This window comes from Shewanella sp. A22, assembly GCF_053850585.1.
Window position 1 is genome coordinate 1 of record NZ_JBSQBN010000131.1, and the last position, 13,023, is coordinate 13,023.

The following is a 13,023-nucleotide window of genomic DNA, read 5'->3' on the forward strand; positions in this document are numbered from 1 at the left end:
TCAGGTATTCCACTTCTGTGTTACATCGATTTAAAAGGGAACAACCATTTCTACATCAATGTGCCTTGAATTGAAAAACCTGAGAGACTCTGAACTGACCAGATATTTAATGAGATTGGTATTACTTGTTCAGTTTGGCAACGCTAAGGGATAAAGGCCGCAATGATGAAATCATCCGTTATTGATTTTCATGTATATTGGCCTATTGATTATTGCTAGTTCGGTTATTTTTCTTGTAGAGAAAACAGGGTTGGCACTGTTGCTGGCGAGAGATGGTGTACATCTATATGGTGTTGTAAGTTACTTTGTCCATTCTGGTTGGTTAGCGCATAGACATCAAGTAACGTCATGTCTACAGATTGGCATAATTTTGCGAGTGCAAGGTTGTAATACGCAATAACATCTTTGAACCTCTGCTGCTCTGACACGGGAAGTATTTCAATGCTTTGAGGGTGTGGCGCTGGAACGCCGTAGAGAATGATTTCAATCCCAAAAGAGTCTGCAAGACTTTTTAATGCATTAACATATTTTGACAACATATCATCAATGACGTCTTTATAATCTCGGTTTGATTTTAAACTATAGGTGTAAATGCCTTCGTCGGGGCGGCAGTCAATTTCCCCAAATGCAACCACAACTTTAGAACCTGGTGCCAAATCTTGTAATAATGATACCAGGCTTACTTGGTATTTGTTTTCTTCATCGGTGACAAAGTGAATGACCTTAGCACCCATGATAAAGAGAGAGTTTATTTGATAGTTTTGGTGCTTGTATTGAACCGATGTTTGGTTGGGGGCTAATCCATGGCTTTCTGAGATAAAGTACATTTTTGTAGCGTCGTTAGCGAGATGATAACAATCTCTATATTGACCGCTTTCATATAGCGCTATAAGGTTTTTAATGTAACTGTGAAATACAACGAAGTTTTGCAAGTATTTTGGCAATGTTGGGAACTGATGAATGACTTCGCTTAGCGCTAATGCGTGCTTGGCTTCATCTAAGTGGTTGAATAGGTAGTAAATAATCACTTTGCCAATAAGCAGCGCGCAGAGCTGTTGCTGAGTGAGTTTCTGGCTTTGTATGCCAAGTTCGGCAACCTCAAGCGCATCTTGGTAGCGGTGTTGGCTCAGATGCAGGCTGAATAATTGCCAGTAGGCGTCGAGGTTTGTTCTTCCACTATTGTGTTTATTTTCTGTTTCGAGTGCTTTTACGAGTGTTGTGGCGGCATTGTCAAACTGACCTTGGTCGTAGTAAATAACGCCTAAATGAAGGTAAAAGTCAGAGTTTGTTGAGTCTTGCAGGATGGCTTTTTTGCAATAGTTTTCGGCTAATGCATAGTTGCCCTGATGATGTAAACAAATAGACAAATTATAGTTAGGGCCAGATAAAAGAGGCTCTAGATTAAGCGCTTTTTCGTAACAGCGGCTTGCTTCAATAAAATCTTCTTGGTCTAGGTATACATTGCCTAAATTGCTATGAAATGATGGTTGCTGGTTGTTAATGGCAATGGCTTTTTTGAACTCAGTAATAGCGGGGGAAAATTGCCCAAGGGCATAATGATTTAACGCCTTTAAATGAATCGCTTCAGCAAGTTTAGGTTTTTTCTCAAGAATTTTAGCGCACAAGGAGAGTGACTCCGCATACTCTGTTTGACGAAATAATGCCTCTGCTCTGGCTATATTATTCTTAATACTCATTTTGAGCTTCCCCCAAGAAAGTTCTATTTTGTTCAAGGTAACATATTAGAAAGGCGTTCAAGAAGCAATGCCATACCCTTAGATAATCATATGCTTAAAGGCTTATGTTGGGGTGAGGGTTGCGTCAATATTGAGCGTTATCACGCCACATTTGCAGCGCGAGCGTTAAGCCCTTTTTAGTATTTAATCATGTGCGTAAAATTTTTTGCGTAAAATTTTCGCGAATATGTACCTACTGCTTAGTGATTGAGTTAGCCATTATTCCCTTAACAGAAAGAGACTGTTTGGCGCGTGCTGTTAACCGTCAAACAAATGTTTGTGTAAGCGTCTTATCCAACAGCATTCCGGTTACCAATGCTTGCTTATGGCGCAAAACAAGGGAAGCATTATGTATAGAACAATTGGAAAACTGCTGTTTTTTGCTGGGGTTATGATGTCGATGTCGGCATGTAATAGTGACATTACACCTTATAGTGGCAATCAAGGTGTTACACCTAAAGTGTTCGATAGCCGCTTTTTTAAGGGGCAGTGGAGTGTGACAAAAGCGCAAGGGACATATACTCACTTTGCTAAAAAAAAGCCGCATGTAGTGTCCATTCAGCAAGGTGATTTAGGCAGCCTAAGCCGTAAAATTACTCAACATAAAGTTGCTGGATTACGCCTAGAGACCATCGTTGCAGCCCAAGAGAAAAATCGAATCCAAGCGTTATTAAATGATTTAAATGAGTTTGAATACATCAAAAATAATTACACTGTGGACAATATCGATGGTATTGAAGAGTCGACTATTTATAACGGTGCAAAAGTATTTCGTGATGATTTTATTCAAAAGCATGAAACTGATACATTAGTTTTTGATTATTACGACCAGCGTGATGAAGTGGTTGGTTTTAATGCTTTTGTACTGTTTGCATATCAACCATTTGCTGTGTTTAAAAAAGACCTACGCGAAGATTTTGCGAACGCAGCGCAGGTGTACCGAGATCAATTTGGTTTGGATATTAATACCGACGTTGATTTTATAATGCTCAATGACAAACAGAGTATGGTAGGTATTGATGTTGTAAATGATGATGAAATTATTGTCTATAACCTTGGTCGAGATGACAGAAATTACGCAATTTTAGAAAAAGTAAAATAGCCAAGCGAATGGTCATAAATTGAATATCGCAATGATGACAGTTGCCTTGTCGAGGTGTTAAACGGCAAGGCAATACTGTTTATGTAAAGCGCTAACCAACAACCATTTACTAACGTTATATCCACACTCCTTTCGTTAACTGCCGTGAAACCTCCCCAAAAGCTCAATTAATACTGGTTTAAATGTGTATCACAAATGTAAATTCTCCAAACGAGAATAGTTTGCATTAGCGTTTGTTGTTATATTGCACGCAAAACTTACAGTGACCTATGGTTACGCTATCAAAGGGCTATAATTTGAATGTTATTAATTATGGGGTATTGAGCTTGCTCTTACCTGCATTGAGCGTGAATGCAAACGAGAATGTGGCGGATGTAGACCCCACTGCCTCGATTGAAAAAATCACCGTAATGGGCCGAGCGCAAACGTTTTATCGCGAGTCTTCTTCGTCTGTTGGCGCTAAAGTTGAAACCGATATCATGGACTTACCACAATCGGTGCAGGTGTTGAATGAACAGTTAATTGTTGACCAAGCCGCACGTGAAATTACTGATTTATATCGCTCTATTGCTGGAGTGAGCATTTACAGTTACTCAGGGGTGACCTTCCGAGGGTTTAGGGATGACGGCAACGTTTTTTATGACGGTGTAAGAGGCGACCCTTTTTCTGGTTTTGGCGTGCCGCAGTTATTTAATATTGAACGGGTTGAAGTGTTAAAAGGACCCGCAGCTGCGTTATATGGTGGTGGTGAGCCTGGTGGCATGATCAATTATGTCAGCAAAAAGCCAAGTTTTGTTCAAGATACTGAGGTGACATTAACCGCTGGCGATAACGACCGCATGGGCGGCTCGATAGATTCAAAAGGTGGTTTAACTGAGTCGATGGCTTATCGTATTGGCGGGTTTTATGAGCAAAAAGACAGTTTCCGGAATAATGCGGACTCAAAAAATACCGAGTTAACGGGTGGGTTATTATTTCAACTTGGTGATGACACCACGCTCACAACAACGATTGATTATATTAAACAAGACTTAGGCGGTAATCGTTTACGTGGTGTTCCGGTTGACGATGATGGTAATTTTTTGGTTGACCCAAGCTATAACGCAAATGAAAAGTTTGATTATCAAAACTTAGAGGCAACGGTGCTTCAAGCGGAATTAAAACACTTTTTTAATGATGATTTGAGCGTGAATACCACGGTTCGTTATCTCGATAATGAACGCGAACAAGCTTACCATGAGTCTAGAAGTTGGGTTGATGTTAATGGTGACGGTGTGGCCAATATTGACGATGAAACCATTAAGCGTGAGTACCGCAAACAATACCGAGCCAACAAAGAAATAAGCGCAACATCTGATTTTGTCTATCGTTTATCTTCGGGCAGCATTGATCAAACTTTGCTATTTGGTGCTGATTATCATCATGTTGATTCAGACTACGATTATTGGTTTGCACGTTATGAAGCTGATGGGATTAAAAATTTGAATATTTTTGATCTTAATTATGGTGAAACAGACCCTTCTACTTATTCGCTGACAGACCAAAATCGTGATGGTGCAAAAACCGAGCGCCTTGGTTTGTATGCGCAAGACCAAATAGCATTAACCGAACAATGGTTGTTAATGGTGGGATTACGTTATGACCATTTTGATGATTTTGATAAAGAAACTGGTTTTGAATATAGCGATAGTCACGTGTCGCCACGCGCAGGCGTTGTGTATAAGTTTTCACCAGAACAGTCGTTTTATATTAATTATGCTGAAAGCTTTAAGCCGACCTCTATTGGTGAGCAAGACACGGCAAGTGCAGATGGCGGCTTGTTACCTGAAGTTGGTAAACAGATAGAACTCGGGGTTAAAAGTCAGTGGTTTGATGGCAGCGTAATGACCACGGTAGCGGTTTATCAAATTGATAAAAAAGATGTTGCGATGAACAACCCCAATTATACCGATGGCAGCAATGGTGCTCCAGCGTTGGTCAGTCTTGGGCAAGTTGAAAGTAACGGTGCTGAATTGACGATAACGGGAGATATAACGCCAAATTGGACCGTTATGGCCAACTATGCTTATAACGATACCCGAGTAACAAAGGGCGATGTGGGTGACACTTATGCCGACGGCAGTAAGTTTATTAATGCGCCGCGCCATCAAGCGGGTTTGTGGACCCGTTACGATATTGACAGTTTGAACTCAGCCATTGCGTTTGGGGCCGACTATGTCAGTGAGCAAATGAGTGGCGGTGCGCAGCGTGTTAAGCCATTTACCGTATTTGATATGAGCTGGACCACGACATGGCAAGAGACACAATTTCAATTAAACGTGAAAAACTTGTTTGATAAAGAATATGCCGTGAGTGGTTTTTCTGAGCGAAATGGTCATTTCCCTGGTGCGCCAAGAGAAATGGTATTGCAAGTAACACATCACTTTTAATCATTCAATATTAACAAACCCTAAGGATATACATTTGCCTGTCCTTAGGGTGAGTTAGAAATGATTTTTAACTTGGAATCTAAATTCCCAAGCATTAATGTCACTGCCCGAAGTTATTGGTACGGCAACATCAACATGAGCGACGTTGCCGTAACTCGATTTAGAGGAATAAATTCGTGCACCAATGCCAACACTGCCAATCGGGCCATCCACTTCATTCAACTCATCTTGACCACCTGTTGCTTGTCCAATGTCGGCAAACATTGCCCAACCTAATTCAGCTAGCTGATATAAATTAATATTGGGGTAGTAACGAATTTCGCCAGTGAGTAACCATTGGTTGTCACCATGCTGATAGTCATTAGGGTAACCACGTACCCCGGTTTCATCACCAAGGGCAAAGGTTTGATCAAGATAGTTATTGTGTGATGTTGCCACCCGAGCCTTACTATAAGCGGTCCATTTAGGGTTGATTTGATAAAAATATTCTGCCCCAAAGCCTATATTATAAAAATCTTGCTGGCCTGTTTGAATATCAGCGCGACCACTTAAACTTGTTAACAGTAATTGGTTATCTTGCTGCCAGCCACGAGTGGTTAATAGATTGAGGTGGTAACCTAATGCCGCGTTGTCTGTTACATCGTTAGTTTCCAGCCCAAGGGTAACAACATGGTGCCAGCCTAGGTTAAAGTCTTCGTTGTTATTAATTAAATGAATGTTGTTTAACACGGTATATTGGTCTTGCAAGTACTCATAACTTATCCACGGATAAATAAAATCACGTTTATCTGGTAATGCCGAATCTGGATATAAGCTTATATTGTTGAATTGATGTCGGTCTTGCGTGATACCAACACTAATACGGTGTAATTGGTCACTTTGTTTATCGATTAACCAACCCACACCGATGTTGGCGTAGTCAATAACGTGCTCAAATTCGTTAATGTCTTGACCATTTTGACGTATGGTATCAATGCGGGTATCGGTCAACCAAGCTAAGGTATACATGTCTTTGGTGTTGAGTGAATAGAAAGGTTTGTTGAACGCCACAGATGAAGACTGTCCGTCGCTATTATCATAAAAGTCGACTGCAATATTGCCGTGTTTTACCCACCTTACTGGTGCGTCAAAGGCAATCTTATATCCAGTACGGTCGGCACTAGACTGGTATTTTATTTTGGTTTTTACCCCTAAACCTAATAAGTTGTCTTCTTTAATACCAAAAGAGTATTTAGTGTCGCCGCCATTTTTGCTTAAGCTTACCGTGGGCAATAATGACCAGTTATCCCATGTTTCAACTAGCACCACATCTTCAACATTGTCGGTTGCCAGTGGGTCTTTTCGGGCGATGTTAATTTCGGCATCTCGAATGTAAGGCTCGTAACGCAATAAACGTTGGGCTTCATGAAGATCTTTTTCGGTGATGCTGTCGCCTTTCTCAAAGCTAAGATTGTTAAGGATGGTCGATTCTTTGGTGTTGATATGTAAATAGTTGGCCCAGCGATGCAAAAAGATAGCATCAGGTGCCGATTCATCAAATATGGGGTGACTGACAATGACGATATTGGCAACATTAGCGACATCATGTTTGTTCACTGTCGACGGTTCTGATTGGCTTATCATTGCGTCATCATTAGCGCTGACGCTAGCGTGAGAAAGCAAGATGACGAAAAAAAAGGCTGCCAGTAATACTGTTGGCATAAATTCGTCCTTATTATTGTTTTTGTTATAATTTCTAACTACGCAAAATGTTAATCCGGTGTTATTAAAATGAGTTTGTTGCGTTATCGCTTAACTTAATAACACACCCGAATTGCTAAATAGTCAAGTGATTAGCGTATTTATCTCATAATAAGGGCCGCATTAAATGCAGCCCTTATTTAAAGCGGTATTAAATTGATTGAGCGGATATGATTATAATGAACGTCTTGGCGGAACCACTACGTTTGCAAATATAAGTCCTGCAATTAATGACATGAAAATAAGAAATATTTGTGAGCCTAAATGGGCTTGGTTAAGCATGGTTTCGCCAGAAATTAACGCATTTAACCCAATATAGGTTTTGCTGCCGGGCACTAAAATAACAATACCTTGCAGTAACGCAATGGATGCAGGTGCTTTCATCCAACGGGCATAAAGATTTGAATAAATACCTACTGCTAACGCACCGACAAAAATACCGATCGATTCTCCTAAGTAAATACCGCCAAGCATGGCCGAGAAAAAGGCCACAATGCCAGCAAATATTCCCCAAGGTGAGTCTTTTAAACGGGCTTTAAAAATAATCACTAATGACATAGACAGTATGGGCACAGCAGACCAAATTGCCCAACGCGGTAGCGGAATGGGGTCAATATACGTGACGTCGCCAAAAATGGCTCTGCCAATGGTCATGCCAAGTACGGCACCAAAATACAATTTAAACAGCTGCATTACCGCATCCATAATGCGTGCCGTACCAGAGATTAAATCGCGGGCAGCAAGCTCGGCTAACCCTAGGGTGAGTGCTAGACCGGGAACAAAAATAATGATCCCAGACAAAATGGTAACTGGCAAATTGACACTGGGGTCTAGCTTTGCAATCCCCGACACTAAAATCGCGCAAACAACCGCGGCCATAGGTTCGAGCATTTCTGCGATACGCTTTGAACGCTCAGCCCAAAAAACCATGCCGTAAACTAGCCAGCCTAAAAGGGCAGACCAAAAAACGTCGTGCCAACCCGTGCCCATTAGCATCGCAAATCCCCCCGCACTGGTACCAAAGGCCAGTAAGGTGAGTTTATGTCCATAGGGGTTAGGTTTATTGGCAATGTCTTCTAAGCGTTCTAGGGCTTCTTGCAGGGTGCGTTGGCCTGAGCACAGCTCTTCTACAAGTTCAAAAGTACGTGCTAACGAGCCTAAATCTAGGTCACCGGGTTTTACGCGTGCGACGTGATTGTATTCTTGCTCTGTGTCATGTTGCAGGACAAATGTCATCGAGGTTGGCGATATTAAGAAATACCCTTCAATACCCAGAGTGGTTGATACGGTTTGCAAGTGAGATTCTAGGCGATACGCCGGAGTACCAAATTTATGTAAGTACTTCCCTAACTTTATAATAAATAGGCGTTTTTCTAAAAAATCCTGATTATCCACTGGGCGATAGTCACTCTGGTTAAGGGAAGATACTTCATTTGGCGCGAATATTAACCGATTAAGGCGTGTGTTTACAGCCAAACTGATCCAAAATGCTGCTATAGCGTCAACTTATTAAAAGCTGATGTAATAACAATAAGGAATAACACATGACATTGATGGTATCGGGTTTATATGCAGGTTTAACGGCGTTGCTAGTTTTAGCATTATCTTACAAAGTGGTTAAGTTTCGTCGTGCGAGTAAAATAGGTATTGGTGATGGTGGCCATCAGGGGTTGTCTATTGCGATTAGAGCCCATGGTAATTTAATTGAAAATGCCCCAACAGTATTAATTTTACTGGCACTAGCAGAAACAAATGGCATGCCTGTATATTTAATACATTGCTTGGGCACAGCTTGGATTGTGGCGCGTTTATTACATGCTATTGGGCTTAATCAAGGGCAAGGCGGTTATCATTTTGGTCGTTTTTACGGTGTGTTAACGACGTGGATTGTACTATTGATTTTAGCCGTTGCTAATATTGGTTTTTTTCTTGGGCTATAACATTGAAAATATAAGGGAATAGCAATATTCCCGCTTTTATTATAAGGGTATGTAGGGATAAAAATATTTCACTTGTGGTGTTTTTTTAGTCACACTTAGTGTCGCTGTGCTGCTATACTCCGCGTCCGTTAAATTCAGCCGTAGGCTGATGTTGTCATCGGATCAGCGAGACTGATTTTCCCCATTTATGTAGGTCATATACATGCAAGTTGAGTCAACGTTATTTAATTATCCAAAGTTTTGGGCTGAATGCTACGGAACAGCGCCTTTTTTACCTATGTCTCGTAAGGAGATGGATAAATTAGGTTGGGATAGTTGCGATATTATTGTCGTGACTGGCGACGCGTATGTTGATCACCCTAGTTTTGGCATGGCAGTGATTGGGCGGATGTTAGAAGCCCAAGGTTATCGTGTGGGTATTATTTCTCAGCCCGATTGGTCAAGTAAAGAAGACTTTATGCAATTAGGTCGCCCAAATTTATTTTTTGGGGTAACTGCTGGCAACATGGATTCGATGATCAACCGTTACACCGCTGACCGCAAGTTACGTCATGACGATGCATACACCGCTGGTGACATTGGTGGCAAGCGCCCAGATCGTGCCGTGACTGTTTATACCCAGCGTTGTAAAGAAGCCTTTAAAGAAGTTCCTGTGGTGATTGGTGGTATTGAAGCCAGTTTACGTCGTATTGCACATTATGATTATTGGTCAGATAAAGTACGTCGCAGTGTGATTTTTGACGCCAAAGCAGACATCTTAATTTACGGCAATGCTGAACGGCCATTAATGGAAGTTGCACGCCGTATTGCTGCGGGTGAAGCTATCAACCAGATTGATGATGTGCGCGGTACCGCCGTTATGCGTAAAGAGCCAATGCCTGGTTGGCGTGGCATGGATTCGCGCAAAATAGACCAATTACATAAAATTGAACCATTACCAAGCCCTTATGGTGCCGATGACGTTGGCTGTAGTAACTTGTCTGGCCCAACAGACAACAAGATTTTTGATAACGAGGCACCTAAAGCCATTAGCGTGCAGCCGCCTCGTCCAAAGCCATGGGAAAAAACCTATGTGCTGCTTCCTGCCTACAACAAGGTAAGCGAAGACAAGTATTTGTATGCCCACGCCTCACGTATTTTGCACCAAGAGCAAAACCCGGGCTGTGCCCGTGCGTTGTTTCAGCCACATGATGCTAACCGTGGTGTATGGGTAAATCCTCCTGCGTGGCCATTAAACACTGATGAAATGGATGCCGTATTCGATTTACCTTATCAGCGCATCCCGCATCCGGTGTATGGCAAAGAAAAAATTCCTGCTTACGACATGATTAAGACGTCAATCAATATCATGCGCGGTTGTTTTGGTGGTTGTTCATTTTGTTCTATTACCGAGCATGAAGGACGCATTATTCAAAGTCGTTCGCAAGAGTCGATCATCAAAGAAATTAAAGATATTCAAGAAAAGGTGCCTGGCTTTACTGGAGTTATCTCTGACTTGGGGGGCCCAACGGCAAACATGTACCGTTTAGGTTGCACCAGTGAGAAAGCGGAGAAAACCTGCCGACGTTTATCGTGTGTGTATCCGTCTATTTGTGGTCATTTAGGTACAGACCATAAGCACACGGTCGATTTATACCGAGCAGCGCGTGACGTACCAGGTATTAAAAAGGTGTTGATTGCTTCTGGTGTGCGTTATGACTTAGCGATTGAAGACCCAAGCTATATTAAAGAATTAGCTCGGCATCATGTTGGCGGTTATTTAAAAATTGCCCCAGAACATACCGAAGAAGGCCCGCTCAGTAAAATGATGAAGCCAGGTATGGGAACCTATGACAAGTTTAAAGAGCTGTTTGATAAGTTTTCTAAAGAAGCGGGTAAAGAGCAGTTTTTAATTCCGTACTTTATTTCAGCGCATCCAGGTACCACCGACGAAGACATGGTTAATTTGGCGTTATGGTTAAAAGGGCAAAAATTTAAGCTCGACCAAGTGCAAAACTTTTATCCGTCGCCCATGGCTAATGCGACCACGATTTACCATACCGAACTTAACTCGCTGAAAAACGTGAAACATGACAGCGAACAAGTGACAGTGCCGAAAAAAGGTCGTCAGCGTAAATTGCATAAATTCTTATTACGTTATCACGACCCAATGGGTTGGCCGATGATCCGTGAAGCCTTAGTTGCCATGGGGAAAGAGTCGTTAATTGGTAATGGTCCAAATCACTTGGTGCCACCAGAAACCCGTAACGAGCAAACTAAAGTAAAGTGGGGCCAAAAGCCATCGGCTAAAGCGAAAGAGCAAAGCGGCCAAAAAGCCATGACGCGTTTTTCTGCCGATCAGTTTGAAGATCGTAAAGGCGGTACTAAAACGGATAAAGGCAACGCAAAACCAACAGGGCAAAAAAGTAAGTCTTCGTCTAAGGCTTCTGGCCAAGCGGCAAAAGGGCAAACGCCTAAAAGCCAAGGTGCTAAACGCCCTGCTAAAACGGGTTGGGCAACCAAATCAAAATACGCAAAGTAGTCAAGTTGCTTTATAGACTTGAGTTAACTAAACCCGCATTTATGCGGGTTTAGTTTATCTAAAGCGTGTACTCTGTGTTGAATAAAAATGATAAGCAAGGAATGAGCATCATGGCCAAAATGTCTAGACTAAGTGGTTACTTCACCAGTGCGTTAATGTGTGGCGGTATGTTATTGGCCACCCCAAGTTATGCCGCTAATTCGGTACAACAACAGCAGTTCTTTGAGTCAATAAGTGCGCTTTGCGGTAAAGCTTTTTCGGGTAAAATCACTGCTGGTGGAGCTGAAGGTGATGGTTTTAGTGGCAAACCATTAATTATGCATGTACGAGAATGTACAGACAAGCAGTTAAAAATCCCATTTCATGTGGGTGCAGATCATTCACGTACGTGGATTATCACTCAAACCGATACTGGGCTGCGTTTAAAGCATGATCATCGTCATAAAGATGGTAGTGAAGATAAAGTCACTATGTATGGCGGAGACACTCGCGATACAGGTACCGCGAACATGCAATCGTTTCCAGTCGACGCTGAATCGATTGCCAATTTTAAGCAAAATGGCTTAAGCCAATCGGTAACCAATGTATGGCAGATGATGATCGAGGCTCATACATTTACTTATCGCCTAACGCGCGAAAATCGCAATTTTAAAGTGGAGTTTGATTTAACCAAACCGGTTGCGTTACCACCAGTGCCATGGGGACATGAGTAACCTGCAAGGTTACTTGTGTTTTGTTATGGCCTGCGGCCACTAACGTCGTGGCGCTTCACCGATATCAGACTTTTCAAACTTCGTTTGAATTAAGATCGCAAGGTTCCACCCTGCACGGGCCAAAAGGGGATCAACAGCAATCCCCTCTTGGAGCACCCTGCCGTTCCGGCAACATTTTCGCTCTTTAACCAAACAACAGCAGCGAAAAAATTGCGACGGAAATTGATCCAGCTTTTGACTTCATTTGAATCCTGCTTCGGCCCATTTTGCAATAAAGAGTGAAAATGCTAACGCTTCCGATGGTACATCTGATGTGAATGGATTCACGAATGTCGTGATGGCATGGTCTATGATGTTCCCGACATCATAATGACATTTACCATATCCATATGGGTCAGATGCCAAAGAGCTACCTGTACCGCGAAAGCTAGCCTGACGTCCTATCAGGCTCACGCTATTTTCTTCAGCGGCCTCGATTTTAATTGAACTTGAAGCTATGAATCTGCTCACGCATTCTTTTATAAAGAGTCTTCAACGTCCTCAAGTTCAGAGTTGAATTTGTGCATTTTCAATTAAGCTTGAAAATTCATTTATCAATAATTGATGGATGAGTTTTCATGGAAGTCTATCTACGATTAACATCATAAATTTTTTGCGACAGGATACTGGTTGTTTATAATGGCCATCCATTTAGCGCCACCAGTGTCAATATGTGGTAATGAAAACTTCATCGTATTTATTAAAAGCTGGCGTTGATTACCCTACAAGTTGGGACGAGTTTGTAGATTGGTTTCATGATGAACAATCTTGCATCAGCTACCTTTACGCACTTCGTTGGCCAA

General features: G+C 41.9%; 8 protein-coding genes and 1 pseudogene. 6 read left to right on the top strand and 3 right to left on the bottom strand.

What is annotated here, in order from left to right; translation table 11 throughout:
- Positions 1–224 precede the first annotated feature (224 nt).
- Positions 225–1,697: a tetratricopeptide repeat protein gene (locus ACWXWT_RS17555; protein ID WP_456042869.1), complete on the bottom strand. Its 1,473-nt coding sequence runs from the start codon at positions 1,695–1,697 to the stop codon at positions 225–227.
- 388 nt (positions 1,698–2,085) lie between these two features.
- Here ACWXWT_RS17555 and ACWXWT_RS17560 point away from each other — a divergent pair, with 388 nt between their 5' ends.
- A complete protein-coding gene (locus tag ACWXWT_RS17560) occupies positions 2,086–2,838 on the top strand; it encodes a hypothetical protein (protein ID WP_456042870.1) in 753 nt (250 codons plus the stop codon).
- 269 nt (positions 2,839–3,107) lie between these two features.
- Positions 3,108–5,267: a TonB-dependent siderophore receptor gene (locus ACWXWT_RS17565; protein WP_456042871.1), complete on the top strand. Its 2,160-nt coding sequence runs from the start codon at positions 3,108–3,110 to the stop codon at positions 5,265–5,267.
- A gap of 54 nt (positions 5,268–5,321) precedes the next feature.
- On the opposite strand, the gene ACWXWT_RS17570 is transcribed toward ACWXWT_RS17565, so the two are convergent.
- Positions 5,322–6,968, bottom strand: a complete 1,647-nt coding sequence (locus tag ACWXWT_RS17570) for a ShlB/FhaC/HecB family hemolysin secretion/activation protein (RefSeq protein WP_456042873.1) — start codon at positions 6,966–6,968, stop codon at positions 5,322–5,324.
- 213 nt (positions 6,969–7,181) lie between these two features.
- Positions 7,182–8,402 (bottom strand): threonine/serine ThrE exporter family protein, encoded by a 1,221-nt coding sequence (locus tag ACWXWT_RS17575; RefSeq protein WP_456042876.1) that lies wholly within the window; start codon positions 8,400–8,402, stop codon positions 7,182–7,184.
- Positions 8,403–8,551: 149 nt separating this feature from the next.
- On the opposite strand from ACWXWT_RS17575, the gene ACWXWT_RS17580 reads away from it, so the two are divergent.
- The 4 genes and pseudogenes from ACWXWT_RS17580 to ACWXWT_RS17595 form a co-directional block, all read left to right on the top strand.
- A complete protein-coding gene (locus ACWXWT_RS17580) occupies positions 8,552–8,947 on the top strand; it encodes an MAPEG family protein (protein WP_456042874.1) in 396 nt (131 codons plus the stop codon).
- Positions 8,948–9,149: 202 nt separating this feature from the next.
- On the top strand, positions 9,150–11,468 hold the full coding sequence (locus ACWXWT_RS17585) for a YgiQ family radical SAM protein (RefSeq protein ID WP_456042875.1): 2,319 nt from the start codon (positions 9,150–9,152) through the stop codon (positions 11,466–11,468).
- 119 nt (positions 11,469–11,587) lie between these two features.
- Entirely contained in the window at positions 11,588–12,181 is a 594-nt protein-coding gene (locus tag ACWXWT_RS17590; protein ID WP_456042877.1) for a hypothetical protein, read from the top strand.
- A gap of 718 nt (positions 12,182–12,899) precedes the next feature.
- A pseudogene (locus ACWXWT_RS17595) lies at positions 12,900–13,023 on the top strand (IS1595 family transposase); the annotation flags it as partial.

Excerpts from the sequence above, each read along its gene's own strand:
- ACWXWT_RS17555 (WP_456042869.1), bottom strand. The coding sequence starts at position 1,697 with ATGAGTATTAAGAATAATATAGCCAGAGCAGAGGCATTATTTCGTCAA.
- ACWXWT_RS17560 (WP_456042870.1), top strand. The coding sequence starts at position 2,086 with ATGTATAGAACAATTGGAAAACTGCTGTTTTTTGCTGGGGTTATGATG.
- ACWXWT_RS17565 (WP_456042871.1), top strand. The coding sequence starts at position 3,108 with ATGGTTACGCTATCAAAGGGCTATAATTTGAATGTTATTAATTATGGG.
- ACWXWT_RS17570 (WP_456042873.1), bottom strand. The coding sequence starts at position 6,968 with ATGCCAACAGTATTACTGGCAGCCTTTTTTTTCGTCATCTTGCTTTCT.
- ACWXWT_RS17580 (WP_456042874.1), top strand. The coding sequence starts at position 8,552 with ATGACATTGATGGTATCGGGTTTATATGCAGGTTTAACGGCGTTGCTA.
- ACWXWT_RS17585 (WP_456042875.1), top strand. The coding sequence starts at position 9,150 with ATGCAAGTTGAGTCAACGTTATTTAATTATCCAAAGTTTTGGGCTGAA.
- ACWXWT_RS17590 (WP_456042877.1), top strand. The coding sequence starts at position 11,588 with ATGTCTAGACTAAGTGGTTACTTCACCAGTGCGTTAATGTGTGGCGGT.